Below are 25,639 nucleotides of genomic sequence, written 5' to 3' on the forward strand. Positions count from 1 at the left end.
GCCTACTTGTCGGCTCCTGCCGCCTCGGCCTCGCCGCCTTTGCTCTCGGCGTCCTTCTTCGGCTTAAAGTCCACGCCGGTCTCCTTGCGCTGCTCCGCCGGAATCGGCGCCGGGGCATCGGTCAACGGATCCACGCCGCCGCCCGACTTCGGGAAGGCGATGACATCGCGGATGGATTCGAAGCCACCGAGCAGGGACACGATGCGGTCCCAACCGAAGGCGATGCCGCCGTGCGGCGGGGCGCCGTACTGGAATGCATCCAGCAGGAAGCCGAACTTCTCGTCCGCTTCCTCGTCGGTGATACCCATGACTTCGAACACGCGCTTTTGCACATCGTGCTCGTGGATACGGATGGAGCCGCCGCCGATCTCGTTGCCGTTGCACACGATGTCGTAGGCGTAGGCGAGTGCCTCGCCCGGGTTCTTTTCGAAGTTGTCCAGGAACTCCGGCTTCGGGGAGGTAAAGGCGTGATGCACGGCGGTCCACTTGGAATGGCCGAGCGCGACGTCGCCGGAAGCGGTGGCATCGGCGGCCGGCTCAAACAGCGGCGCGTCGACGACCCAGGTAAACGCCCAGTCGCCGTCCTTGATCAGGTCCAGCTTGCGGGCAATCTCGCCGCGGGCTGCACCCAGCAGCGCACGGGACGCCTTCGTTTCGCCGGCGGCGAAGAAGATGCAGTCGCCCGGCTTCGCGCCGACGTGCTCGGCGATGCCGGCCTTCTCCTCGTCGGTGATGTTCTTGGCCACCGGGCCAGTCAACTCGCCGTCCTCCTGGACCAGGATGTAGGCAAGACCCTTGGCGCCGCGCTGCTTCGCCCACTCCTGCCACGCATCGAGCTGGCGACGCGGCTGGGAGGCGCCGCCTTCCATGACAACGGCGCCGACGTACTCGGCCTTGAACACGCGGAAGGTGGTGTCCTTGAAGAACTCGGTGCACTCCACCAGCGGGATGTCGAAGCGCAGGTCCGGCTTGTCAGAGCCGTACTTCTCCATCGCCTCCTTGTAGGTCATGCGCGGGATCGGAGTCTGGATGTCGTAGCCGATCAGCTTCCACAGCTCCACCAGGATCTCTTCGGCGAGCTCGATGATGTCGTCCTGGTCCACGAAGCTGGCCTCAACGTCTAGCTGGGTGAACTCCGGCTGACGGTCCGCACGGAAATCCTCGTCGCGGTAGCAGCGTGCCAGCTGGTAGTAACGCTCCATGCCGGCCACCATGAGTAGCTGCTTGAACAGCTGCGGCGACTGCGGCAGCGCGTACCAGGAGCCCGGCTTCAAACGAGCCGGCACGAGGAAGTCACGCGCGCCCTCCGGGGTGGAGCGCGTCAGCGTCGGGGTTTCAATCTCGGTGAAGTCGTGGTTGTCCAGCACGCGGCGCGCTGCCTGGTTCGCCTTCGCGCGCAGACGCATCGCTTTCGCCTGGCGCTCGCGGCGCAGATCCAGGTAGCGATAGCGCAGGCGAGCTTCCTCGCCGACCTCGCTGGAGGATGCGTCCTCGATCTGGAACGGCAGCGCCGCCGCCTTGTTCAGCACCTTCAGGTCAGTGACGTTGACCTCGATCTCACCGGAGGCGAGGTTCGGGTTCGCCGAGCCCTCCGGGCGTGGCTCAACCGTGCCAGTGACCTGGACGACAAACTCGCTGCGCAGGTCATGCGCGGCCTCCGCGACCGCGGACTCACGGAAGACCACCTGAGCCAGCCCAGAGCGGTCGCGCAGGTCGATAAAGATCACGCCGCCATGGTCGCGACGGCGGGCCACCCAGCCGGTGAGAGTGACAGTTTGGCCTTCGAGTTCTTTATTCAGGTTCCCCGCAAGGTGAGTGCGCAGCACGGTTTCCACGTCCTTCCACGTGATGGCGAATCTAACCTGGCAAAGTTTACCCGGCGCTGAGGCGACGCGCGTCCGCCCCCCTGAAGCACGCTAGAGAACTGGGTACCTCGTACGGGACTGGCCCCCGACTAAACCGACCCAGATCCAACACGTGCCCTAGGTATTTGGCACAATTCTGACCATGACTTTCAGAGGCGATTACGCGCAGGGCCAAGGTGGCAACGTCAATACCAGTTCCGGTGGCGGCCGCGGAGGCGGCGGCCTGGGTGGCGGCGCGATGATGCTGCTGCCGCTCCTTTTGCGCGGAGGCGGCGGCGGAACCATCATTTTGGTCCTGCTGGCGCTGCTGTACTTCAGCGGTGCGTTCAACGGCATTCTCGGTGGTGGAGGCAACGACTCCCAGTCGCAGTCCCAGGACGAGTACTCGCTGGAGCACTGCCAGGAAGCCGGTTCTTCCAACGAGTACGACGATTGCCGCGCGGCAGCGACGATGGGGTCGTTGAACGCCGTTTGGGCAGACGTGCTGCCTGCCCAGTCCGAAACCCAGTTCACCAAACCGGAGATGACCATCTTCAAAGGCAGCGTGAACTCCGGCTGTGGCTTTGCAAGCTCTGACACCGGCCCGTTCTACTGCCCGCAGGACACCACCGCGTACCTGGACGTTAGCTTCTTCGACCAGCTGTCCCAGCTCGGCGGCTCCAACGGCCCGCTGGCGCAGGAGTACGCCACCGCTCACGAGTACGGCCACCACATCCAAAACCTTGAGGGCACCCTCGGTTTAAGCGACTACAAGAACCCGGGCCAGGATTCCGCCGCGGTGGCTATCGAGCTGCAGGCCGACTGCTACGCGGGCCTGTGGGCGCACCACGCCTCCAAGGGTGAGAACGCAGCACTTGAGCCGATCACCGACGAGCAGCTGCAACAGGCGCTGCAGGCGGCGCAATCCATCGGCGACGACAACATCCAGAAGCGCTCCGGCGGCGAGGTCGACCCGGACGCGTGGACCCACGGTTCTTCGGAACAGCGCATGCAGGCGTTCAAGTCCGGCTACGAAACTGGCCAAATGTCAGCTTGCGACACGCTCAACCGCGGCGTGTACAAGAGCTAAACCGCCGACTCACCGCGCACGAGATCTATCGCATCCTTTCCCCTTTACCCCGCCGGGGCTGGATCCAGCTAGTGGCACCTCGTTTAGGGGCTGCGGACAAAATCTTGGAGTGCGTTTGGGGGACTTTGTCTCGTTGTTATGCACTCAGTGCTTGTCGGTGTTCGGCGATGGTGGTGTACCCGTCGCCGAGTGTCGACTTCAATCGTCTGTGGATGTAGAAGTCGATGTAGGTGTCAATATAGTCGCGCATCTGCGCCACCGTCATCGTTGACACCACAGGTCTGCCTTTGAGCAGTTCCTGTTTCATCGTGCCGAAGAACCCTTCGGTGCGCGCATTGTCGCCGCTGGTGGCTTTGCGTGACAGTGACGGGATGTAGCGCCACCGGTTGTCACACCACGCATCGGCCTGGCAGTCCGGGCAATCCAGGCTGTTGTGGGCGTGGTTGGTAATCAGGCTGACCCAGCGTGGGCTGCGGTAGAGCCCACCGCGGTCGGAATGGATGATTGGTTGCGCACCGTCGGGTTTTAGCTTGTCGATTCGCGCGATCATCTCGGCGACAAGATCGTGATTCGGTGACGTCGACATGGTCACTGCAATCGGCATCCCGTCGTAGAAATCGATCGCTGCCGACAGGAACAACTTCCCGTCTGGGCAGTGGATTTCGGTGACATCAGTGCCGATTTTCTCCCACGGCGCATCCGCGTGGAAATCGTGGGTAAGCCCTTTGGCGTCGGCGTGGTCGGTGAAGTACTGCGACGGTTCGATCACCGGGCGGGCCACATCCGAATCCCGGTCATCGTCGGTGCCGTCGGTTGGGGTGATCAGTAGCAGGTTTGCTGGCTTGTGGTCGGTTTCACCGGTGTAGGAGGAGTACTTGCCCGACGCCTTCGCTGGCGGGCGGCACCCCAGATCCGCCATGAGGGTGCGCACGATCTTTTCCGACACCGTATGCCCCATGATCTTCAACCAGGCGTGGATGCGTCGGTATCCGTAGCTTTGTCCGGATTCGGCCGCTGCCTGCAAGATCAATGGTTTAAGTGCAGCGCGGCGCTGTTCGCGCTGTTGCACCACCTTCGTGTGTTTGTGTCGGTGGTAGTAAAACGTCGACTGCGCAATCCCGACTACCGCGCATGCTTGCGCGATGGAAAACCCGTGGGCGTCCGTGAGGGCAACCACCACAGCGGCTTTCGCCGCGGTGGACAGCTCACCGTCACGGACGTCGTCTTTTCCCCGCGGCTCACCATCGCTCATGAGCACTTGGATAATGGCGTCTTTGACCGTTTCCCGGTCACGCATCTCAACAATGAGCTTTTTCAGCTCGTCCATGTCACTGGGTAAATCAGCGATATCGTCTACCGGACCAGGCCCCGGCAGCCACTCGTTGACTGGCCGTGGTGGTCGTTTCGCATCGGCTGCCTTATCGACTCGCTGCTGCTGATGGTTGCGTTGGACTTTGCGTTGCTTGCTCACGCGTTCCATTGTCGCCGCATAGGCCTCGTCGAATGTCATCGACGCTGCCAAAACGCGTTCGTCATCGTCGGGCCAATACCGCTTCGTCCAGGTCAGCGCCGCGGTGTCGTTGACGTCGAACTCCACAGCGATGTCACGCACCGTCGCCTGTGAGGTCAACCTGCGTGCGACAACTTTTGCGATGGTCTCAGCGTCGTAGGCGCGTCTGGCACCGTCAAAGCTCTGGCCGCGGCGCTTGGCTGCAACCCAGTTGCCGACCGTGTCTACCGACGGTCGGCGACCACACGCGTCTTCAGCCCAGTCGCAGGCCTCACGGGCAGACGACCCAGCCAAAAACCTCTCAACCGCACCATCGCGGATATCAGATGGAAACCCTGCGGGCATCGGAATACCTTCCAGCCCCCAACACTCCAACTTTTTGTCCGCGCTCCCTTTATCGCCCCCTTGGGCCGATTAGCTGGACCGTGATAGCTGGATTCGCGGATGGAGCCCACGCCAAAAACCCACCGAAACGCTTGCTATCCACTTCGAAACGGCACGACGCTACAGTGGCCGGCATGAGCAATGCTGAGCCCAACCGCGCCGTGCCGTTTCTTGCTGCGTTCAACTCCATCGAGAAATTCTTGCGCACCGAACTCGATGCCAAACGGTCCGATTCTTTTTCGTGGATGGCCCGTCTCGCGGCGAAGAAGGGCATTGTCGCACTGGAGCAATCCGAGACGCTGCAGGAGTTCGCCGATCTGCGCAACGCGATTAGCCACGGCGAGTACGACAACTTGCGCCCGATCGCCGAGCCACTGCCGGAAACCGTCGTCGAGATCGAGCGGATCCGGGATTCGCTGCTCGCACCGACGCTGGCTCTGGAAGTAGTTGAGCACCAGCGGGTGGTCACCTTCTCCCCTGACGCCGACATCCACGAGCCGCTAGGGATTATCGCCTCTGAGGGCCTCGCCCAATTCCCGGTCTACGAAGGCGGCGAGTGCGTCGGCCTCCTCACCACCAATGCGATTGCGCGGTGGCTGGCAGCAGAGCTGCGTGAGGACGACACGATCGCGGCAGGCACCGTGGCAGACGTGATTGAACACAGCGGCAAGTTGGACCAGCCGATTTTCCTGCCGCGCAACGTCACCGCGGCGGCTGCCGTAGAGGCGCTGAGCACCCCGCTCGAGTCTGGCGCGGTTCCCCGCCTCGCCATCATCACCGAACACGGAAAGCCGACGCAGAAGCCGATATCGGTGCTAGGTGCGACCGACATTCCGGCCCTTGCGCAGGAAACCTAATAAACCCGGTTTCGCTGTGGCGCTGCACACCTTTTCGTGCTGTAGTATCCGCGACATGTCTGCAAACTTTGTAAGCGTTGTTGACCTGTTCAGCATTGGCATCGGCCCGTCTTCCTCCCACACCGTCGGTCCGATGCGCGCCGCCCAAACGTTCATACGCAATCTCGACAGCTTCCCGGCCAAGGTGCTGGTGGAGCTGCGCGGATCTCTCGCGGCCACCGGCGTCGGCCACGGCACCGATCGCGCAGCGCTGCTGGGCCTTGTCGGCTACACCCCCACGACCACGTCGGCTGATGTCGAGCCGAAACCGGGAGAGCCGATTCCCGCCACCGGCCACATTTCCGGGCCGGCCGGCACCGTCGAGTACGTGCTGCGGTTCGACCCCGCTCCTGTGGCGGCGCACCCGAACTGCCTCATCTTCGACGCGTGGGACGCAAACGGCAATGTGCTTGCCGAGCGCGAGGATTACTACTCCGTCGGCGGCGGCTTCATCCAAGACCGCTGGGAGATGGAGGCTCACCGCGACGAAACCGGCGTGGCCTCCGCCCGTGAGATTCCGTCGGTGCCCTATCCCTTCAACACCGCAGCGGAGCTCATGCAGCTTTGCGACGAGACCGGCTTGACCATCGCCGAAATCATGCGCGCCAACGAAGAGTCCATCCACGGCCGTGAAAAACTCGACGCCCACTTGGACGCGGTGTGGAACGTGATGCAGGAATGCGTCGCACACGGTTTGAAGACTGAGGGCACCCTGCCCGGCGGGCTGAACGTCAGGCGGCGCGCGAACCGTCTCCACCGCCTGCTCACCGCCGAGTACGAAGCGTCCACCGCCCGCGGGCTGGACGCGATGGAGTGGGTCAACCTCTACGCGCTGGCCGTCAACGAGGAAAACGCCGCGCACGGCCAGGTGGTCACCGCGCCGACGAACGGCGCCGCCGGCATCATCCCCGCGGTGATGCACTACTGCCGCGACTTCACCGACGACTTCACCGTCGAGCGCGCCCGCAACTTCCTGCTCACTGCGGGCGCAGTCGGCTCCATTATCAAGACCAACGCATCCATCTCAGGTGCTGAGGTGGGCTGCCAGGGCGAGGTCGGCTCTGCCTCATCCATGGCGGCCGCCGGCATGTGCGCCGCGCTGGGTGGCACGCCTGCCCAGGTGGAAAACGCCGCGGAGATCGCCCTCGAGCACAACCTCGGCCTGACCTGCGACCCCGTCGGCGGGCTTGTGCAAGTGCCCTGCATCGAGCGCAACGCCATCGGCGGTGTGAAGGCCATCAACGCAGCCCGTCTGGCCAAGCTCGGCGACGGCACCAACATCGTCACCCTCGACGATGTGGTGGAGACCATGGCCGCCACCGGCCGCGACATGATGACGCAGTACAAGGAGACGTCCATGGGCGGCCTTGCAGTGCAACTGGGCCTGCCGGTGAACATCACCGAGTGCTAAATGTCGGCTCCCCCGCTGGCGATCGCCTGGGTCACGGCCTGGACTGACAGCGCCACGGACTCCTGCGAGTGCTGCGCGAGGTCCTTCACAGCCACCTCGCCGGCCTCCAACTCGCGCTCGCCGAGCACGAGCGCGTACTTCGCACCGGCGCGATCGGCGCCCTTCATCGAGCCCTTGAGTCCGCGCTGCCCGTAGGACATGTCGGCGGAAACGCCAGCGGCGCGGAGCTCGTCGATAAGCTTGCTCATCTTCACACGCGCCTTGTCGCCGATAGCGATGCCAAACACGTCCACACGGTGCGAAGCCTCTTCGAGCTCGACGCCCTCAGCCTCAAGGGCGAGGACGGCGCGGTCGACGCCGAGGCCGTAGCCGATGCCGGACAGATCCGGGCCGCCGATCTGGGCCATCAAGCCGTCGTAGCGGCCGCCGCCGCCGATGCCGGACTGCGCGCCCAAGCCGTCGTGGACGAACTCGAAAGTGGTCTTGGTGTAGTAGTCCAGCCCGCGCACCATGCGGGGGTTGATCACGTACGGCACACCGAAGCTGTCCAGAGCCGCGGTGACAGCGTCGAAGTGGGCGCGGCAATCGTCGCAGAGGTGATCCAGCATCAGCGGCGCATCCGCGGTCATCTCGCGGACTTCCTCGCGCTTGTCGTCCAGCACGCGCAGCGGGTTGATCTCCGCGCGCTTGCGGGTTTCCTCGTCCAACGGCAGGTCGAAGAGGAACTGCTGCAGCTTCTCGCGGTACGCCGGCCGGCAGTTCCTATCGCCCAGGCTGGTCAGCTCGAGGCGGAACCCGCTCAGGCCGATAGCACGGTAGCTACGGTCGGCCAACGCGATGACCTCAGCGTCTAACAGCGGATCGTCCATGCCGATGGCCTCCACGCCCACCTGCTGCAGCTGGCGGTAACGGCCGGCCTGGGGGCGCTCGTAGCGGAAGAACGGGCCGTAGTAATTCAGCTTCACCGGCAGGTAACCGCGGTCCATGTTGTGCTCGATAAACGCGCGCATCACGCCGGCAGTGCCCTCCGGGCGCAGCGTGACGGAGCGGCCGCCGCGGTCCTCGAAGGTGTACATCTCCTTGCTCACCACGTCAGTGGATTCGCCCACACCGCGGGCGAAGAGCGTCGTGTCCTCGAACACCGGCAGCTCGATGTGCTGGTAGCCGGCGATGCGCGCCTGGCGGGCAAACTCGTCGCGCACATGGATAAACGCCGCCGATTGCGGCGGCGCGTAATCCGGCACACCCTTCGGGGCGGAAAGCTTCTGAAACTGGTCGTTCTTGTTCTCGCTCACACCGGGCAAGTCTAGTCCAGCCCTCCCCCGCCCGGAGCGAGTACCCGTTTAGCGGTCCGAGTTGGCCTGGCGCAGGTACGGGTTGGTTGCGCGCTCCTGCGCTACCGTCGTAGCCGGGCCGTGGCCGGGCAGCACCTGCAGTTCGTCGCTCAGATCCCACACCGGATCGCGGAGGGACTGACGCATCTGCTCCGGGTCCGAATCCGGCAGGTCCGTACGGCCGATAGACCCGCGGAACAGCACGTCTCCGGAGAAGACCACATCGTCGGCAACAAGCATCACACAGCCCGGCGAGTGCCCCGGTGCGTGCACCACGCGCAACTCCACGCCCGCGACTTGCAGCGCTTGCCCATCCTCGAGCGGCGTGGGGTTGTCGATTGGGGGCATGGCGGAGGCGTCGTAAAGCTGGCGTGCTTGCTCGCTGACCCCCTCGCCGCGCAGCAGCATGAATGCGTCGGCGGGGTGGATGAACGTCTCAACTCCGAACGCAGCGGCATCGCGGATGTGGTCGATGTGGCCGTGCGTGAGCACCACCGCCTCGACGGTCAGCCCCTGCTCCTGCGCCATCTGGCTCACCGCCTCGTGCGCGCCCAGCCCCGGGTCGATCACAAACGCGCGATCCCCATGAGCAACGACATAGCAGTTGGTTTGAAAAGGTCCTGCGGCGAAACCGGCGATTCTCATGCTGGCCACTATATCGGTGCTGATAGGCTTTCTAGCCGTTCAAGGGGCGGATGCTTAACGACGTCCAGCTCCGCCCATCCCAACAAATTGGCGAGGTGTAAACCCCAGTGGCATCGAACGAACAGCGCGGCAAAGAAGCCCTGTCCCACCTGAAAAGCGAGCTGGACTCGCGCGACCGCAAAGAAAAGTCCCGCCCGTGGTCGGTGGCGGCAATCTCCGCGGCAGTGATCGCGCTGATCGGCGGCGGCATTTACTTTGCGGCCAACAACGACAGCGGCGAGGACCTCGCTGCCAGCGAAACTACCGCTGCTTCCGAGTCCACTACCGAGGAGCAGGAGCCTTTCGACGCGTCGGAGTTCGAACCGATCGCCACTAAGCGCGAGCAGGCGCTGCCGCCGACTGTGAACTGCGCCTACAACGAGGCTGCGGAGCAGGGCGGCGACGGCGTTGGCACCCCGAAGACTGAGGGAGTGTCCACCGAGGGCACCCTCACCGTTGAGCTGGACACCAACCAGGGCCCGATCGGCATGGAGCTGGACCGTGCGGCCTCCCCCTGCACCGTCAACGCCATCGAGTACCTCGCTGAGGAAGGCTTCTACGACGACACCGTCTGCCACCGCCTGACTACAGGCGACGGCCTGAAGGTGCTGCAGTGCGGCGACCGTGCCGGCACCGGCGCCGGCGGACCGGGCTTCCAGTTCGCTAACGAGCTGCCCACCGACAAGGCGCTTGAGGGCATCGACCTGTCTGAGGCGGGCATCCCGGAGGGTGCCTCGGAGGAAGAGATGATGCAGGCCAAGACGATGCTGCTGCAGCAAAGCAGCGAGCCGCAGCGCTACGACCGCGGCACCATCGCCATGGCGAACGCCGGCGTGGACACCAACGGCTCCCAGTTCTTCCTCAACTACGGCGACTCCGTGCTGCCGCCGCTGTACACCTACTTCGGCCAGATCGACGACGAGGGTCTTGCCACCCTGGACAAGATCGCCGAGGCTGGCGTTGAAGGTGGTCAGCAGGGCGGCGCCCCGGCCGACGAGGTCCGCGTCAAAAAGGCGTCCGTGAAGTAGCACGGTGGAGTAACGCTTCCGCGCGCTGAAGCGACGTAGCTCTGGGAATCACCTCAAAATCTGCTGTCCGGTGTAGCGCACCACCAGCGCACCCATTAGCATTCCGAGAAGAACACACATTTTTACGAGTGAGGAAAATTCGATGAAGCTTCGCACCAGCCTTGCAGCGGCAGCAACCGCCACCGCGGTCATGATTTCCGGCGCCGCAGTCGCCGACGCTGCACCCACTGTCAACGACACCGCGGAGAGCAAGTCCAAGGACTCCAACGACAAGGACTCTGACAAGAAGACCATCAAGGACAGCTTGTCCTCGTCTGATGAGGAAGGTTCCTCCATCGAGGACATGAGCCCGGAGGAGCTGAAGAGCTGGATCGCCGTGGTCACCGCGATCATCGGCATGCTCACCCAGGTGCTCTCCATCGCGGCCAAGTTCGCACGCTAGTCCTCGCGCCGCTGTCCTCGAAGCAGCGCGGGTGGTCTCCCGCGTTGCTGCGTGTAGACAAAACCGGCTCCCTACAACCGGCTACCAACGGAATTTTCCAAAGGTAACCGGCTCTAGGTAGCCGGTTCTTTTCATTCCTTCAAATAAGCAGCGCCGCCGTTTCCCAGCCGTGGGGAATCGGCGGCGCTGTCGCGTGCAACCTGTATCAGATCAGGCTCATGCTCGTCTTACTTGTTGTTGATCAGCGCGATCGGGCCGAGCACCGAGTCGATCGGGAATGCCAGTGCCAGCGGGAGCACCAGTACCAGGACAGCGGCGATCACACCGAGGATGACACCGATCGGTGCATCGGAGGAGCCGTTGTCCTCAGCCGGCTTGTCCTTGCCGTCGTCTTCAGCCGGTTTGTCAGCCTGAGCGACGGTCACCGGCAGGGACACCTTGGTGCCTGCGTCGGTGGTGATCTCCAGGGTCTGCTCACCTGTGGCCTCTGCCGGGATCTCGAGCTCGACCTTTGCGCGGCCCTGCTCGCCGAAGCCCGTGTCGGCTTCGGTGACCTCGTTGTCCACCTCGGCCTCGGCGGTTGCTTCGCCCAGCTTGACGGAAGCGGTCTTCGCCATCGGCTCACCCTCGGAGGAGTAGCTCAGGGAGGTCAGCTCGATGGTGTTCTTCTGGCCAGCCTTCAGGCCGCCCTCCGGGAGCACAACGCCGACGTCCTTCTGACCCGTGCGGATCTTGGCAGCGCCGGACTCGAGGTAGTCAACGAACGCCTGCAGGTCGTTGTAGCCCACGGTGTTGCGCTCAGTCGCCTTGGCCGGGTCGATGAATTCGTCACCGCCGTCAAAGAGGAAGGAAGATGCTGCCACGCGGTACTTCCTATCCATCTCCATCGGCTTGCCGTCGATGGAGATAGAGGTGATCTTCTCACCGCGCGGGGCGTCCGGGTTGTAGGTGTAGGAGACGTTGTCGGACAGGCCCATGTCCAGGCGCGGGCGGCCCGACTTTTCTGCGGCCTCCGGGGTCTGCCACTGGTTTTCCAGGGCCTCCTTGATGGCCGCGCCGGTGAGGGTTGCGACATCGATGCTGTTGCCGAACGGCTGGACGCTGAAGGCCTGCTGGTAGGTCACATCGCCTTCCTTGAGGTCATCGCGGACACCGCCCGCATTCATCACACCTAAGTCGATGTCTTCCTCGAGGAACTTCTCAAGGGCGACCAGCGCGGACTCGGCGATCATGTTGTTGGCGGTGGACTCAGTGCCGCGGTTGGTGCCGGTCTCGTCACCCGGGTTGGAGCCGCGCTGGAAGGTATCGCCAACTTTGGCCACAACCTTCTGGCCCAGCTCGTCCGCCTCAGCCTTGGCTTTTTCGACCAGAGCCTCGACCTCCTCGTCCGGAGTGATACCGAGCTTCTCCAAGTCGGTGATGTCGTACTGCTCCGCGGAGTGGGAGACGATGTCCTTCGTCTCCTTGTCGAAGGTGAACGCCAGATCAGTGACGATCTTGCCGTACTCGTAGGACTGGAAGTACGGAACATCCGCGTCCACGTTCATGTCCTGGATGTGGGAGTCGCCACCGAAGACGAAGTCCACGTAGTCCTTGTCGAGCTTCTCGGAGGCTTCCTTGGCCGGATCGTGGATCAAAGCGATGACGACGTCTGCCTCGCCGTTGTCCTTGATCTTCTTGGCTTCCTCGTTGACCTGCAGCGCGGAGTCCCTGATGTCCAGGCCCTTGACATTTTCCGGGTTGGACTTGGCTACGGTCAGGTTGGAGGTGGTGCCCACCAGCGCGATCTTGACACCATCGCGCTCGACGATGATGTACGGCTTGACCTCGCGGGTGCCGTCCTCCTTGAAGATGTTCGCACCGATCTGCTTGTCGTTGGTGCCCGGGATGATGCGCTCGATCAGGTCCTGGTAGCCCTTGTCGAACTCGTGGTTGCCCACGGCGGTGCCATCGGTGCCGATGGCGTTGACGAAGTCCATGGTGTACTTGTCGTCGGAGATCGCGGAGATAAACGCGGAGCCGCCCTGGTTGTCGCCGGAGTTGGTGACAATGGTGTTCGGGTTCTTGGAGCGGATGTAGTTCATGATGCCGGCGACGTTGGCGGCACCCATCTCCTTGTTGCGCTCGTTGTACTCCAGGCGACCGTGGAAGTCGGTGATGTTGGCGACGTTGATGGTGACCTGGTCAGCCTCAGCAGCTGCAACGAACGGTGCTGCGGTGAGCACAACGGCGGTCGTGGTGGTTGCGGCGATCAGCGCGCCAGCGCGGCGGAAATCAAACACGGGGAACTCCTCAAATTCGGGGGACGGTGTCCTTTCCTTGTATCTCTTTTCCGGCGTTCCCGCAGGGCAACCACCCAGACCGCTCTCACTTTTGCTGGGGAAATAACCTCGCGTGCACCAACAATTCACCTGCTGGAAACCTGGAGGCAGGTTTGGGTGAGGGTGAGGGGAACCTTTGGCCGTCGTTAAGCAGTGACGCGATAGACGTCGAAGACTCCCTCGATGTTGCGGATCTGATTCATGATGGATCCCAGCTGCTTGATATCGGAGACCTCGATGGTCAAACGAATCATGGCGATGCGGTCGTCTCCCGCCTGAGACGACATGGCCAGGATGGGCAGCTTTGCCTCCGAAAGCACCCCGGTGGTCTCCGTGAGCAGGCCATTTCGGTCCAGTGCCTCCAGCTGGATGGTGGCCCGCGACGAGCTCTTGTGCGAACGCTGGTTCGCCCACTCGACATCGACCAGGCGCTCCGGCTCGCCCTTGAGCTTGTTGGCGTTGGTGCAATCGGTGCGGTGCACCGACACTCCCCCGCCGCGGGTGACAAAACCGAAAATGGCGTCGCCGGGCACCGGCTGGCAGCACTTAGCCAGCTTCGCCATCACATCCGGGCTGCCCTCCACCAGGATCGCGGGACCGTCGCCGCTGGCCTGCGGGCGCACCAACGCCGACATCGGGGTACGCGCCGTGAGCGCATCAACAGCGTCGTCGTCGCCGCCGAACATGTCCATCAGCAGGTGCGCGACGTGCTGACTGGAGACGTTGCCCGCGCCGATCGCCGTGTACAGCGCGTCCACGTCCTGGTAGTGCAGGCGAGTAGCCACCTGTCGCATGGACTCGTTGGTGAAAAGACGGTGCATTGGCAACCCGCCGCGCTGCACCTCCGCGGCCAGCGCATCGCGGCCCGCCTCGAGCTGCTCTTCACGGCGCTCCTTGGCAAACCACTGGCGGATCTTCGCCTTAGCGCGCGGGGAAACCACAAAATCCCGCCAGTCGCGCGACGGTCCCGCGTTCTGGTCCTTGGAGGTGAAGATCTCCACCCTGTCGCCGGATTTGAGCTCAGTTTCCAACGTCACCAGTTTGCCGTTGACCTTGGCGCCAATGCAGCGGTGGCCAACCTCGGTGTGCACCGCATATGCGAAGTCCACCGGGGTGGAACCAGCGGGCAGGTCCACCACATCGCCCTTCGGGGTAAAGGCGAAGATTTGCTGGCTCGCTAGGTCGTAGCGCAGGGAATCCAGGAACTCGTTCGGGTCGGCTGCTTCCTTCTGCCAGTCCAGCAGCTGGCGCATCCACGCCATCTGGTCCACTTCGGACTGGTCGCCCTTGTGCGAGCCCTTCGTTTCTTTGTAGCGCCAGTGCGCCGCCACGCCGAACTCGGCGTTGTAGTGCATCTCATGGGTGCGCACCTGCACCTCGAGCGGGCGGCCTGTCTGCGTCATCACCGTGGTGTGCAGCGACTGGTACACACCGAAACGCGGGTTGGAGATGTAGTCCTTGAACCGGCCCGGCATCACGGAGTACAGGGAGTGCACCACGCCGATCGCCGCGTAGCAGTCGTTGACGGTCTCTACCAGCACGCGAATGCCCACCAGGTCGAAGATCTCGTTGAAGTCGTGGCCGCGCACGGCCATCTTCTGGTAAATCGACCAGTAGTGTTTCGGTCGCCCCATCACCTCGGCGGTGATGCCGTTGGAGGCAAGCTCTCGTTGCAGCACGTCGGTGATCTCCCGCAGCGCCCTGTCGCGGGACGGCGCGTGGTCCGCGACCATGCGCACAATCTCCTCGTACTTCTTCGGCTGCAGGATGGCGAAAGCCAGGTCTTCCAACTCCCACTTCACACTCGCCATGCCCAGGCGGTGCGCCAGCGGGGCGATGACGTCGAGCGTTTCCTGCGCCTTCTTCGCCTGCTTCTCCGGCGGCAGAAAGCGCATGGTCCGCATGTTGTGCAGGCGGTCGGCCACCTTGATCACCAGCACGCGCGGATCTTCTGCCATCGCCACGATCATCTTGCGGATGGTCTCCGCCTCGGCCGCCGCGCCGAGCGCAACCTTGTCCAGCTTGGTCACCCCGTTGACCAGTTTGGCCACCTCGGGCCCGAAATCGCGGGTGAGGTCGTCGAGGGAGTAGTCGGTGTCCTCCACCGTGTCGTGCAGCAGCGCCGCCACCAGCGTGGTGGTGTCCATGCCAATTTCGGCGCAGATGGCCGCCACCGCGAGTGGGTGCGTGATGTACGGATCCCCCGATTTACGGAAAACCCCCTCGTGCAGGCGCTCCGCAGTGGAATACGCGCGGTCGAGCAGTTCCGCGTCAGCCTTGGGGTGGAATTTGCGGTGCAACGACAGCAGCGGGTCCAGCACCGGGTTTGTCTTCGACCGGCTGTTGCCCGTCAGCGACCGCGCCAGACGGGCAGACATGCTGCGCACGGAGGGGCCTGTCCTCTTCACCGGCTTGTCAGACACTTTTAGCCTCCGATTCCAGAACTTCTCCCGCGACTAAAAACGTAAGCCTACGCGTTCTCGGGGTGCTCTTCGCCGAGAACCACCAGCGGGGCGTCGCCAAGCTTGCTGCGCCCGCCGAGGCCCGGCACCTCGAGGACGACCACATAGCCTGCGACGGTGCCGCCGGCGCGCTCGATCAAGTCTCGAGCGGCGACGAGGGTGCCGCCGGTGGCCAGCACGTCGTCTACAAGCACGATGCTCTTGCCGGTGATATCCACACCGTCAGCCGGAATCTCGAGTGCGGCCGAGCTGTACTCCGTGGTGTACTCCTGAGTGATCACCGGCGGCGGCAGCTTGCCCTTCTTCCGGATCGCCAGGATGCCGGTGCCGAGCTCATACGCCACAGCCGAGCCGAGCAGGAATCCACGCGCGTCCAGGCCGCCGATGAGGTCGGCGCCGAGCTTGCGGCTGGCGGTGGCCATTTCCGCAATGACGATGTTCAACGCTGCCGGATCTGCGAGCACCGGGGTGAGGTCCTCGAACAGGACGCCTTCTTCCGGGAAGTCCTGCACCTGACGGATCTTGTCCTTCAAGGCGTCGCGGGCGGTGGCGTAGCGGTTGCCGTCGATAGGTGTGGGGGCCATTGGTGTGGATTCTCCTGTTACTTTTCGGCCGGGGTTGTTTCTGTGCTCAGCTGCCACCGGTCCATGTTCCAGCCGATGCCGGCAAGACCTGTGTACGGCACCACGTTACGCACTGCGCCATCTACGGCGAAGGTGCGGGGCTGCGCGGCGAGCGGAATTGACGGCAACTGCTTCCACAGGTGCCCTTCCTGGGCGCGCAAGGCACCGAGTTCCTGAGCGCGGTTATTGGCGGACGGGAACTCCCGCATGGGGTCCGTGGCGTGCAAAATTACGTCGGCCGCGCCGTCGGTCCAAGTCTCGTTGCCCCACTCGTCGTACTCCGCCCGTGGCAGATCCGCGAGCGTTTTTCCGCCCTCGGTCACGTCCTTAACCGTAATTCCCGCGGGCTCGCACGTGCGGCGGATAGATTCCACCATGGCGGCGAAACGCGCGTCCGGGTACGGGTAGCCGATGCGGATCTCTGTGCCGGAAAGCACGGATGCGCCCTCAATGTCCACGTTGAGGTTCGACGCCGCTACGTCCTTGACGCGCGCGGACAGCGGGTCGGCGTGGGGCAGCACGTGCAACGGCGTGACCGGCACGTCAATGCCAGCAACATCGCTCGATGCCTTTGCGACGGCGCGCGGGTCCACGCACTTGGCAAACGCCTGGCGGTTCTCGTGGAAAGCCCACATACCGACGAGTGGGAAGGTCAGCGACTCTGTAAGTTCACCGATCTGGCTGTCAACACTGAGGCGGTTGCCCTCGGCATCCACATCGTGCCAGGCAGGCGAGGTCTGCCGCAAGTCACCGATGCGCAGCGCTTCGTCCTCTGCCAACTCGCCGGAATCAGCGGATCCGGGCCAGATCACCATTTCCGGGGTCTGCGGCGCATCACCGTAGTAGTGCTCGTTGGCTACTAGCGTCACTTCACCCCGCTCCCCGACCTCCGCGATCTTAAACGGGCCGAAGGACACCTGCAGTGCAGGATCGAACTCGGCAAGACTGAAGCCGTGGCGCCACACGTCGCCGATTGGCTTCAGGCGGGAAAAGTCGTTGGACTGCAAGTCGCTGTCGAGTTCTTCGACGCTTTTGCCCAACTTGGCCGCCACTGCGTGAGCGGGCAGCACGGTGCCGGCGTCGAAAAGCCCGCGCCAGCGAGCGCCACGCTTCTCCTTGAAGGTGAGCGTGAATTCCTTGGACCCTGGGGTGCAGGACAGCTCCTCAGTGTCGTCGAACAGAGGCATGTGGGAGCCGAACATGCTGGGATAGTGCCCCGCGGTAAACGTGAGCAGGAAGTCGGAACAGGTCACCGGTGTGCCGTCGGAAAACACTGCTGCGTCGGACAGCGTGTAGATCACCTTGCGCTGATCGCTCGGCAGGACCTGGGTGGTAACCAAGTCCGTGTTCGGGATCATCTGCCCGCTCGGCCCAGGCACGTACACCCCCGGATACAGGCGCACGGAAAGCTGCTCCGCTAGGTCGGTGGCACCTTCCAACGTGCCAGAGTTGGTGGTGCGCAACTCGCCGAGCGCTTGGTAGCCGAACAGCTTCTTCGACTCTTCATTCTCACTGTCGCTTGTGTCGCACGCGGTTACAGCGAAGATGCTCACAGCCGCTGCAGCCACCGCTGCGACCGCACGGGTGAAACGTCCTGACATGGTTTACCGCCGTCTACCTGCCCGGACGCCAAGTTGAGGAACCGATAGCCCCATCAGCGCTGTCGAGAGAGCTCCCGGCACGGCGCACCGGAGCGGCAACTTGGCGCTTTTCGGGGGTGGCCTTTTCGTCGGCCTCCTCTTCGAGCTCGTCGGTGCCGCGGGAGCGGAAGCGCTCCACGGCTGCGTTGTGGTCCTTGTACTTCTTCTTACGGTTGACCAGGCTCACCAGCAGCGGGGTGGCCAGGAACAGGGAGGAGAAGATGCCCTCGATCACGCCGATGAGCTGGATCAGGGCGAGATCCTTCAGGGTGCCCACGCCAAGCATCCACACGGCCACGATCATCAGCGCCACAATCGGCAGCGCGGAAATGACGGAGGTGGAAATGGAGCGCATCACCGTCTGGTTCACCGCCAGGTTCGCCTCTTCGGCGTAGGTGGAACGGCGTGAATCCAGCACGCCCGAAGTGTTTTCGCGCACCTTGTCAAAGACAATGACCGTGTCGTAGAGGGAGAAGGTCAAAACGGTGAGCAGACCGATGATCATCGCGGGGGTGATCTCGAGTCCGAACAGGGCGTAGATACCGGCGATCAGCACACCGTCCACGATGAGTGCGGCCATCGCGGCGGCCGCCATCTCGCGCTGCAGGCGCACCGCCACGTACACGGCGGCAGCGACGAGGAAGACCGCCATCGCCAGCAGCATGCGGTTGGTGATGGTGGAGCCCCAGGACTCGGAGACCGTGGAGTCGCCGATCGCGTCGGCGCTGGGTTCGCCGTTGTGGTCTTCGATCTGGTACTCGTCGAAGATTGCCTGGCGTGCTGCGTCGATCTGCTCCTGCGTCAGGTGGCCGGAGTTGATCTCAAGCGTGCGGGTGTCGCCGGAGCCGACGATCTGGGTCAGCTCCGGGGTCACGCCGGTGGCGTCGACGAAGGTTTCCTCCACTTCTTCGGCCACGAGCTCGCCGGCCGGCATCGTCATCTTGGTGCCGCCCTCGAAGTCGATGCCCATGTTGAAGCCGCGAAAGAGCATGGCCAGCAGGGAGATCACCACAAGCGCGAGCGTGATGCCGTACCACAGCTTGCGGCGGCCAACGAAGTCGATGGCGCCGGTGCCGTCGTACAGCGTCTCCGCCGAGCGCTTCGCTTTCACGGGGGCGGCGACGGTGTTACCTGCGTCCGCTGCCTCGGTGGAGGTGTGTGTCGAAGTTGCCTTGGTGCTCGACATGTCTAGTTCTCCTCAATCGTTGCGGCCGGTTGGAGCGTGTGCTTATCGACGTCATCCTGCTGGTCGCCGTGTTGCGCCTGCGCCCGACGTGCCTCGGCGGTCTTAAACGCCTTGCCCATGCCGTTGACGGAAGGCTTGGACCAGAATCCGCTGCGAGACGCGATGATCAGTAGCGGCGCGGTAACCAGGAAGGTGACAAGCAGGTCGAACACGGTGGTCAGGCCCATAGTGAAGGCGAAGCCCTTCACGTCGCCAACAGCAAGGAAGTAGATGATCACCGCACCGATCAAGGTGACCATGTTGCCGGTGATGACCGTGTCCTTCGCCCGCTGCCAGCCGGATGCGGTGGCGGAGCGGAACGTCTTGCCCTTGCGCACTTCGTCCTTAATGCGCTCGTAAATGACGATGAAGGAGTCGGCGGTTGCGCCGATACCGATGACCAGACCAGCGATGCCGGAAAGGTCCAGGGAGTAGCCGATCCAGCGGCCCAGCAGCACCAGGGTGCCGTAGACAAGTGCGCCAGCGGCGACGAGCGACGCCAGCGAGATCAGACCGTAGAGGCGGTAGTAGGCGAAGACGAACAACGCCACCAGGATCAGGCCCACCAGGCCGGAGTACAGGCCCGCCTTCAGCGATGCCTGGCCCAGTGACGGCGGAACGGACAGAGCGGTGCCGCCCGGCTCGCCGTTCTCACCCGCAAAGGACAGTGGCAGTGCGCCGTAGCGCAGGTTGTTGGCAAGGCCCTCGGCCTCTTCCTGGGTGAAGTTGCCGGTGATAGACGTTGCGGAACCAACCGGGGTCGGGCTCTGGATCACCGGTGCGGAAATCACCTGGGAGTCCAATGTGATCGCGATCTGCTTCTGCAGCATCTCGCTAGTCAGGTGCGCCCAGGTCTCGGAGCCGTTGGGCTCGCCCGCCTGGCTGAAGGCGAAGCTGATCTCCATCTGGCTGGACTGCGGGTTGAAGCCGCCGGTGATCGCACGGTTGGTATCGATCTGCTCGCCGGTCAGGCGCGGGCCGTCAGCGTCGGTGACGCCGGTAAGCAGAGGAACCTCGTCGAGAAGCAACGGCTGGCCCGACGTCGGGTCGCAAGAAACCAGGGGCAGATCCGCCTTGTCGGAGCCGGCTAACGGGTCGGTGATCTGGCCCATGCAACGCGCCGACATCAGGGTCAGTGCCGCGAACTGCTCGGTCGGGTCGGTGGACTGACGGGTGCGCCGCAGCATGTCCGTCGTTTCCTGGCGGCGCTCAGCCGCCTCTACCGGGCCGTTTGGCTCCGGCAGCGGCTTGGCGCTCACCTGCGGAACGTCCTTGGGCGCCTCCGGGGCTTCCTCTTCCTTCGGCGCGACGTCCTTGCCTTCACCGCTTTCTTCCTGCGGGTTCTCGGCGGCCTTTTCAGCCTCCTTCTCCGCAGCCTGCTTACGCGCGGCGATCTGAGTGAGCACCGCCTGGCCCTCCTGCGGGGTGAAGATGCCGTACTTGACCCACTCGTTGGTCATGTCCAAGGTGACCTGGTCAATCTTGGTGCTATCCGCGGCCGGCGGGTCAAGCACCGGACGGAAGAAGAGCTGCGAGGTCTGACCGATGTTGCGAATCTCGGCCGTGTCGTCGCCGGCGGCCTCAATGACGATGGTGTTTCCGTCCACAACAACGGACGCACCGGAGACACCCATGCCGTTCACACGGTTTTCGAGGATGTTGCGCGCATCCTCCAGCTGCTCGCTTGTCGGTTCATCGCCCTGGGGAACGAGAGTGACACGCGTGCCACCCTGCAGGTCAATGCCGAGCTTCGGCTCAGCCGTTTTAGTTCCGGTGAAAAATACTAGGGCGTAGATGCCGATGACAATGAGGGTGAATAACGCGAGCAGCCGAGCGGGCCAGCGCTTCTTTCCCTTCACCTCGCGGGACCGCCGAGTGTTGTTGGACACTGAGCTGACTCCTCTGCTTTCCGAGCTCCAATTTTCCCCTCCACCGAGCCCTACAACACCCGGGAAGAGGCATAAGCGAAGGGCGTGCCGGTGGAGACACAACGGAACATGCTACGGCATAGCCCCGCAAAACCAGCAGTCCGGTCCGCGCCAGCCTTAATAAAGCGACATTTGCCCCGGTGCATCTGGCGGCGCCTGCAACCCCAGGTGCTCCCACGCCGCGGCAGTCGCCACTCGCCCGCGCCCAGTACGAGACATCAACCCCGCGCGTACAAGGTAGGGCTCGCACACCTCCTCGATGGTGCCGGGTTCCTCGCCAACGGCGATGGCAAGCGTGCCCACGCCCACCGGCCCCCCGCCGTGGCCGCGGATCAACGCATCTAGAACCGCACGGTCCAGTCGGTCCAGGCCCAACTCGTCCACGTCGAACACGCTCAACGCCGAGCGCGCCGCCTCGAGGTTGACGTGGCCGTCGCCATGCACGTCCGCCCAGTCGCGCACTCGGCGCAGTAGGCGATTTGCAATGCGTGGCGTGCCGCGCGAACGCGAAGCGATTTCCACCGCCGCGTCCGTGTCTATGTGCATAGCGAGGATGTCCGCGGCGCGGCTGACCACTTGGGTCAAGTCCTCCACGTCATAAAACTCCATCTGGGCGGTGAACCCGAAACGGTCGCGCAGTGGGCCTGTGAGCATGCCCGCGCGGGTTGTCGCCCCGACGAGGGTAAACGGTGGGATCTCCAACGGGATCGAAGTCGCACCGGGACCTTTGCCCACGATCACGTCGATGCGGAAGTCCTCCATTGCCATGTAGAGCATTTCCTCTGCAGGGCGGGCGATGCGGTGGATTTCGTCGATGAACAGCACGTCGCCTTCCATCAGGTTGGAAAGCATCGCAGCTAGATCGCCTGCGCGCTCAAGTGCCGGACCCGACGTCATCCGCAGCGAGGTTCCCAATTCCTGCGCCACGATCATCGCCATGGTGGTCTTGCCCAACCCCGGCGGGCCGGACAGAAGGATGTGGTCCGGGGTCACCCCGCGGCTGCGCGCACCCGCAAGCACCAGGTTGAGCTGCTCACGCACCTTGGGCTGGCCGATAAACTCATTGATCGATTTCGGGCGTAGCGAACGCTCGATGTCATGCTCGTCTGCCTGCGCGTGCGCGTCTACTGGCGACGGAGCCTTCGCCGCGAACCCTTCCGGCAGCTCAAACTCTGTCTTTTCCACATCCGACACGGCGATACCTCCTTACTTTTTGCCCAGCTGGCTCAGCGCTTGACGCAGCAGTGCGGAAGCGTCTTCCTCCGGCTGCTCCTCCACCAACGCGTCGACCACCGGCCGCGCCGAACGCTCCTGGAAACCCAGCCCCACCAACGCCTCGACCACCTGCTCAGAAATGAGCGACGAGCCCTTGTTCGCCCCGGTTGCCTCTGCAGCGGCCGGCGCATCGCCCGCCGGGACAAACGCCTCCACCTTGTCTTTGAGCTCGAGAGCGATCCGTTCCGCCATCTTCTTGCCCACACCCGGAATGGACTGGATCGTCTTCGCATCTCCGGCTGCGATGTGGGAGGACAGCTCGCCTGGGTCAAACACGGACAACGAGGCGAGCGCTAATTTTGGCCCCAGTCCGGAGACGTTCTGCAGCTTGTGGAACATCTCGCGGGCATCCGCGTCCCCGAAGCCGTACAGGGTCACACCATCGTCTTTGACCACCATCGACGTCATCACCCGGGCGCTCTCGCCGCGGGTCAAGCGGCCTAGCGTTTGTGGGGTGGCCAGGAAGCGGTAGCCCACGCCCGAGCATTCGATAACCGCATGGTCGAGTCCGATGGTGAGCACTTCGCCGTTGAGAGAATCAATCATTGGTTCGCCGCTTTCATGGTCAACTGGTTGGTCCGTGCGATCAGGGGGGCGCGCCAGCAGTGGCACACCGCGATAGCCAGCGCGTCCGCCGCGTCCGCGGGCTTCGGCGCTTCAGACAGGCCGAGAATCCGCGTGATCATCACCGTCATCTGCTTCTTGTCCGCCCGCCCGTTGCCGGAGACGGCCTTTTTCACCTCTGACGGGGTGTACATGTACACCGGGATGCCCCGCTCCGCCGCGGCCAGCACCATCACACCGACGGCGTGCGCGGTGTGCATGACGGTTGATACATTGCCGCGCTCAAAGATGCGCTCCATGGCGATGACGTCCGGCTCGTAGTCGTCGATCCACTCACCCACCGCCCGCGACAGGCGCAGAAGACGCTCCGCTAGTTCCGCAGTGGACGGGGTGCGCACCACGCCAACCGCCACGGGGATGATCTGGCGGCCCCGGCCAGCTTGCACCACGGAAAGACCGCAACGCGTCAAGCCCGGGTCGATGCCCATCACCCGCAGACCTTCCAGCGACATCGCATCCTCCCTTCCGCACAGGTGACACATATGTTCTACCACAGGAGACACAACGAACGCCCGTGCCACCGTCGGCGGCACGGGCGTTGGCCACGATGAAAGACTTAGTCCTCCAGCTGCGCCACGACCTCGTCGGAGAGGTTCATGTTGGTGTAGACGTTCTGCACGTCGTCCGAGTCTTCCAGCGCGTCGATGATGCGCATCATCTTCTTCGCGCCTTCGACGTCGAGGTCTACCTCCACGTCCGCACGGAACTCCTGGCCTGCTTCCTCAATCTCAATACCTTCGCCTGCCAGCGCCTCGCGAACTGCCGGCAGGTCGGTCGGCTTGCAGGTGATCTCAAACTCCTCGCCGAGGTCGGTGACCTCCTCGGCTCCGGCATCGAGCACAGCCATGAGCACGTCGTCCTCGCTGAGCTCGCCCTTCTGAATGGTCACCACACCGGTGCGCTCGAACATGTAGCCGACGGAGCCGGACTCGCCGAGGTTGCCACCATTTTTGGTCATGGCGGTACGCACCTCGGTAGCTGCACGGTTGCGGTTGTCCGTAAGGCACTCGATGAGCACTGCCACGCCGTTCACGCCGTAACCCTCGTACATCACGGTCTCCCAGTTCGCGCCGCCGGCTTCCTCACCGGAGCCGCGCTTGCGGGCGCGCTCGATGTTGTCGCCAGGCACCGAAGCCTTCTTGGCCTTGCGGATCATGTCGTCCAGGGTGGGGTTCGCGGCCGGATCGCCGCCGCCGGTTCGTGCCGCGACCTCGATGTCCTTGATCATCTTCGCCCACAACTTCGACCGCTTCGCGTCGTTTGCGGCCTTCTTGTGCTTCGTGGTTGCCCACTTTGAGTGGCCCGCCATAACGCACCCCTTTTCCTCGGTTGACGTGTAACAGACGGCATTATACGCACCGGCTTGCTGAAGCTATTACTGGTCGTCCCGCACGAACTGCGGCAGTGCCGCTGTACCGCCGAGGCGCAAAAAGCTTACCGACGGCCGAAGGCGCAACGCCCGCGTGTCCGCCACCGCATCGTTGTAGAAACGTGTGGCCAGCTCGACTCGGATGTCCGCGTCGCTGAGCGGACCCGGCATTTCCTCGCCCGCGACCCATTCTGCCACCAGCGCCGAGAGTTGTTCCTCCTGCGCAAGACGCGTGTGTATGTCCTGCGGTGCCATCCTGACGTGCTCCGCGTCCTCCGCCACCGAACGAAGTTCGGGATAGACCGCAGCGATGACAGCGCAGCGCCGGTCCAGCGCCGCCTGCAGGGCGTCGCGCGAACGGTCGAGCCGGATATGCAGGCGGTTGAGCCGCTGCGCCGTGTTGTAGGCCCACGCCGCCAGCACAGTCACCACCACCGCCACAGCGATCCACACCATCGTCATAGCCACCCCTCCACCCCGACCGTCTCCCCGATAGACACTGCCTCGTACACCGCCAGGACCCGACGCGCCACAACGGACCAGTCGAAGTCTTTTGCCCGCTGCACGCCTTTAGCGCAGAGGTTGGTGCGAAGCGGGAGCTCGTCGATAAGCAACTGCAACTGCTGCGCGAGCGCCGACGCGTCACCGGGCGGAAACAGCAACCCCGCATCCTTGCCGCAGACCGCGGCGAACGCGGGGATGTTGCTGGCGAGTACAGCGCAGCCGGCAGCCATCGCCTCCACGAGGATGATCCCGAACGATTCGCCGCCGAGGTTCGGCGCGACAAAGATATCCGCGCGGCCGAGAATCTGCGCCTTCTCATCCTCAGAAACCAGCCCCGTAAACTCGACGCCCGCAAACTCGCGGGGCGCCCCAGCTCCGATGACGGTGACGCGCGGCTTGCGCGGGAGCTGATCCACGGCCCGCAGGAACACGTCGAGGCCCTTGCGGGGTTCGTCCAAGCGGCCCATGAACACCACTTCTGGCATTGATTGTCTTCCTGGGGTGTGCCGCGCCGCTTGAAATCTGGCGGTGTCCACACCGTTCGGGATGATCACGGGATCAGTGCCCACCTGCTGCGACTGCCAGCGCCACGCCTCCTTACTCACCGCGATACCGGCGCGGATCTTCTCTAGGCTGCCGCGGAGTGCCGGCAGCACGAGCTTGAGCGCGTAAGAGGATTCCGCTGAGGCGTGGTAGGTGGCCACGATCGGGCCGGTAGCCATGCGCAACGCCGCCATGGAGTAGCTCGGCGAGTTCGGCTCGTGTACGTGCAAAATGTCAAAGTTGCCGCGCTCGATGAAATGCCGGGTGGTACGGCGCACTTGCGGGCCGAAGGACAGCCGCGCGACTGAGCCGTTGTAGCGCACCGGCACCGCGGCGCCGCCGCGGGTGACCCACTCCGGAAGCTCGACAGCCTTCGAGGCCGGGCCGAGCACCTCGGTGTGGTGGCCCATTTCACGCAATCGGGCAGCCAGGTCAAGCACGTGGGCTTGAACTCCGCCCGGCACGTTGAAGGAGTACGGACACACAAGACCGATCCGCACGC

General features: G+C 63.8%; 21 protein-coding genes. 5 read left to right on the forward strand and 16 right to left on the reverse strand.

The features are described 5' to 3' along the window. Nucleotides 1-2 precede the first annotated feature (2 nt). Nucleotides 3-1,826, reverse strand: a complete 1,824-nt coding sequence (aspS, locus tag CIHUM_RS06280; RefSeq protein WP_034999326.1) for an aspartate--tRNA ligase — start codon at nucleotides 1,824-1,826, stop codon at nucleotides 3-5. A gap of 181 nt (nucleotides 1,827-2,007) precedes the next feature. On the opposite strand from aspS, the gene ypfJ reads away from it, so the two are divergent. Further along, nucleotides 2,008-2,934 (forward strand): KPN_02809 family neutral zinc metallopeptidase, encoded by a 927-nt coding sequence (ypfJ, locus tag CIHUM_RS06285; RefSeq protein ID WP_034998836.1) that lies wholly within the window; start codon nucleotides 2,008-2,010, stop codon nucleotides 2,932-2,934. Between the two features lie 136 nt (nucleotides 2,935-3,070). On the opposite strand, the gene CIHUM_RS06290 is transcribed toward ypfJ, so the two are convergent. Continuing rightward, on the reverse strand, nucleotides 3,071-4,789 hold the full coding sequence (locus CIHUM_RS06290; RefSeq protein WP_273680163.1) for an IS3 family transposase: 1,719 nt from the start codon (nucleotides 4,787-4,789) through the stop codon (nucleotides 3,071-3,073). Nucleotides 4,790-4,962: 173 nt separating this feature from the next. Between CIHUM_RS06290 and CIHUM_RS06295 the strand changes: the two genes are divergently transcribed. After that, on the forward strand, nucleotides 4,963-5,685 hold the full coding sequence (locus CIHUM_RS06295) for a CBS domain-containing protein (protein WP_034999324.1): 723 nt from the start codon (nucleotides 4,963-4,965) through the stop codon (nucleotides 5,683-5,685). Between the two features lie 55 nt (nucleotides 5,686-5,740). Beyond that, nucleotides 5,741-7,135, forward strand: a complete 1,395-nt coding sequence (locus CIHUM_RS06300; protein WP_034999322.1) for an L-serine ammonia-lyase — start codon at nucleotides 5,741-5,743, stop codon at nucleotides 7,133-7,135. Here the strand turns inward: CIHUM_RS06300 and hisS are convergent. Further along, on the reverse strand, nucleotides 7,132-8,430 hold the full coding sequence (hisS, locus tag CIHUM_RS06305) for a histidine--tRNA ligase (RefSeq protein ID WP_034998835.1): 1,299 nt from the start codon (nucleotides 8,428-8,430) through the stop codon (nucleotides 7,132-7,134). The two genes, CIHUM_RS06300 and hisS, sit on opposite strands and share 4 nt — an antisense overlap. 48 nt (nucleotides 8,431-8,478) lie before the next feature. Beyond that, a complete protein-coding gene (locus tag CIHUM_RS06310; RefSeq protein ID WP_187370384.1) occupies nucleotides 8,479-9,114 on the reverse strand; it encodes an MBL fold metallo-hydrolase in 636 nt (211 codons plus the stop codon). Between the two features lie 107 nt (nucleotides 9,115-9,221). Here CIHUM_RS06310 and CIHUM_RS06315 point away from each other — a divergent pair, with 107 nt between their 5' ends. Both CIHUM_RS06315 and CIHUM_RS06320 read left to right on the forward strand, forming a co-directional pair. Then, a complete protein-coding gene (locus tag CIHUM_RS06315; protein WP_034998831.1) occupies nucleotides 9,222-10,181 on the forward strand; it encodes a peptidylprolyl isomerase in 960 nt (319 codons plus the stop codon). Between the two features lie 142 nt (nucleotides 10,182-10,323). Next, nucleotides 10,324-10,623, forward strand: coding sequence for a hypothetical protein (locus tag CIHUM_RS06320; RefSeq protein ID WP_034998829.1), 300 nt, complete (start codon nucleotides 10,324-10,326; stop codon nucleotides 10,621-10,623). Between the two features lie 227 nt (nucleotides 10,624-10,850). Here the strand turns inward: CIHUM_RS06320 and CIHUM_RS06325 are convergent, their stop codons facing one another. From CIHUM_RS06325 to CIHUM_RS06380, 12 genes are all read right to left on the reverse strand, one after another. Next, on the reverse strand, nucleotides 10,851-12,905 hold the full coding sequence (locus CIHUM_RS06325; protein WP_034998828.1) for a bifunctional metallophosphatase/5'-nucleotidase: 2,055 nt from the start codon (nucleotides 12,903-12,905) through the stop codon (nucleotides 10,851-10,853). A gap of 185 nt (nucleotides 12,906-13,090) precedes the next feature. Beyond that, nucleotides 13,091-15,322 (reverse strand): RelA/SpoT family protein, encoded by a 2,232-nt coding sequence (locus CIHUM_RS06330; protein ID WP_051106379.1) that lies wholly within the window; start codon nucleotides 15,320-15,322, stop codon nucleotides 13,091-13,093. Between the two features lie 92 nt (nucleotides 15,323-15,414). Then, nucleotides 15,415-15,990, reverse strand: a complete 576-nt coding sequence (locus CIHUM_RS06335; RefSeq protein WP_051106378.1) for an adenine phosphoribosyltransferase — start codon at nucleotides 15,988-15,990, stop codon at nucleotides 15,415-15,417. 17 nt (nucleotides 15,991-16,007) lie between these two features. Then, nucleotides 16,008-17,630 (reverse strand): ABC transporter substrate-binding protein, encoded by a 1,623-nt coding sequence (locus tag CIHUM_RS06340; RefSeq protein ID WP_034998824.1) that lies wholly within the window; start codon nucleotides 17,628-17,630, stop codon nucleotides 16,008-16,010. Between the two features lie 13 nt (nucleotides 17,631-17,643). After that, nucleotides 17,644-18,855, reverse strand: a complete 1,212-nt coding sequence (secF, locus tag CIHUM_RS06345) for a protein translocase subunit SecF (RefSeq protein WP_074432001.1) — start codon at nucleotides 18,853-18,855, stop codon at nucleotides 17,644-17,646. Between the two features lie 2 nt (nucleotides 18,856-18,857). After that, nucleotides 18,858-20,783, reverse strand: coding sequence for a protein translocase subunit SecD (gene secD, locus CIHUM_RS06350; RefSeq protein WP_074432000.1), 1,926 nt, complete (start codon nucleotides 20,781-20,783; stop codon nucleotides 18,858-18,860). A gap of 156 nt (nucleotides 20,784-20,939) precedes the next feature. Continuing rightward, nucleotides 20,940-22,016, reverse strand: coding sequence for a Holliday junction branch migration DNA helicase RuvB (ruvB, locus tag CIHUM_RS06355; RefSeq protein WP_034998823.1), 1,077 nt, complete (start codon nucleotides 22,014-22,016; stop codon nucleotides 20,940-20,942). 12 nt (nucleotides 22,017-22,028) lie between these two features. After that, nucleotides 22,029-22,643 (reverse strand): Holliday junction branch migration protein RuvA, encoded by a 615-nt coding sequence (gene ruvA / locus CIHUM_RS06360; protein ID WP_034998821.1) that lies wholly within the window; start codon nucleotides 22,641-22,643, stop codon nucleotides 22,029-22,031. Next, on the reverse strand, nucleotides 22,640-23,173 hold the full coding sequence (gene ruvC / locus CIHUM_RS06365; protein WP_034998819.1) for a crossover junction endodeoxyribonuclease RuvC: 534 nt from the start codon (nucleotides 23,171-23,173) through the stop codon (nucleotides 22,640-22,642). The genes ruvA and ruvC overlap by 4 nt, the downstream gene beginning before the upstream one ends. Before the next feature lie 104 nt (nucleotides 23,174-23,277). Beyond that, on the reverse strand, nucleotides 23,278-24,030 hold the full coding sequence (locus CIHUM_RS06370; RefSeq protein WP_034998818.1) for a YebC/PmpR family DNA-binding transcriptional regulator: 753 nt from the start codon (nucleotides 24,028-24,030) through the stop codon (nucleotides 23,278-23,280). A gap of 66 nt (nucleotides 24,031-24,096) precedes the next feature. Continuing rightward, complete coding sequence (locus tag CIHUM_RS06375; RefSeq protein ID WP_034998816.1) at nucleotides 24,097-24,552, reverse strand: hypothetical protein; 456 nt, start codon at nucleotides 24,550-24,552, stop codon at nucleotides 24,097-24,099. Further along, nucleotides 24,549-25,637, reverse strand: a complete 1,089-nt coding sequence (locus CIHUM_RS06380; protein ID WP_034998815.1) for a glycosyltransferase family 4 protein — start codon at nucleotides 25,635-25,637, stop codon at nucleotides 24,549-24,551. The genes CIHUM_RS06375 and CIHUM_RS06380 overlap by 4 nt, the downstream gene beginning before the upstream one ends. Nucleotides 25,638-25,639 lie beyond the last annotated feature (2 nt).

Origin of the sequence: Corynebacterium ihumii (assembly GCF_028609825.1) — a bacterium.
Classification (GTDB): domain Bacteria; phylum Actinomycetota; class Actinomycetes; order Mycobacteriales; family Mycobacteriaceae; genus Corynebacterium; species Corynebacterium afermentans.

Bases quoted from the DNA above. Each gene is read 5' to 3' on its own strand.
- CIHUM_RS06295 (WP_034999324.1), top strand. From the start codon at position 4,963: ATGAGCAATGCTGAGCCCAACCGCGCCGTGCCGTTTCTTGCTGCGTTC.
- ruvC (WP_034998819.1), bottom strand. From the start codon at position 23,173: ATGTCGCTGGAAGGTCTGCGGGTGATGGGCATCGACCCGGGCTTGACG.
- CIHUM_RS06375 (WP_034998816.1), bottom strand. From the start codon at position 24,552: ATGACGATGGTGTGGATCGCTGTGGCGGTGGTGGTGACTGTGCTGGCG.
- CIHUM_RS06340 (WP_034998824.1), bottom strand. From the start codon at position 17,630: ATGTCAGGACGTTTCACCCGTGCGGTCGCAGCGGTGGCTGCAGCGGCT.
- CIHUM_RS06335 (WP_051106378.1), bottom strand. From the start codon at position 15,990: ATGGCCCCCACACCTATCGACGGCAACCGCTACGCCACCGCCCGCGAC.
- CIHUM_RS06370 (WP_034998818.1), bottom strand. From the start codon at position 24,030: ATGGCGGGCCACTCAAAGTGGGCAACCACGAAGCACAAGAAGGCCGCA.
- ypfJ (WP_034998836.1), top strand. From the start codon at position 2,008: ATGACTTTCAGAGGCGATTACGCGCAGGGCCAAGGTGGCAACGTCAAT.
- ruvA (WP_034998821.1), bottom strand. From the start codon at position 22,643: ATGATTGATTCTCTCAACGGCGAAGTGCTCACCATCGGACTCGACCAT.
- CIHUM_RS06320 (WP_034998829.1), top strand. From the start codon at position 10,324: ATGAAGCTTCGCACCAGCCTTGCAGCGGCAGCAACCGCCACCGCGGTC.
- CIHUM_RS06310 (WP_187370384.1), bottom strand. From the start codon at position 9,114: ATGAGAATCGCCGGTTTCGCCGCAGGACCTTTTCAAACCAACTGCTAT.
- secF (WP_074432001.1), bottom strand. From the start codon at position 18,855: ATGTCGAGCACCAAGGCAACTTCGACACACACCTCCACCGAGGCAGCG.
- CIHUM_RS06290 (WP_273680163.1), bottom strand. From the start codon at position 4,789: ATGCCCGCAGGGTTTCCATCTGATATCCGCGATGGTGCGGTTGAGAGG.
- CIHUM_RS06300 (WP_034999322.1), top strand. From the start codon at position 5,741: ATGTCTGCAAACTTTGTAAGCGTTGTTGACCTGTTCAGCATTGGCATC.
- CIHUM_RS06330 (WP_051106379.1), bottom strand. From the start codon at position 15,322: ATGTCTGCCCGTCTGGCGCGGTCGCTGACGGGCAACAGCCGGTCGAAG.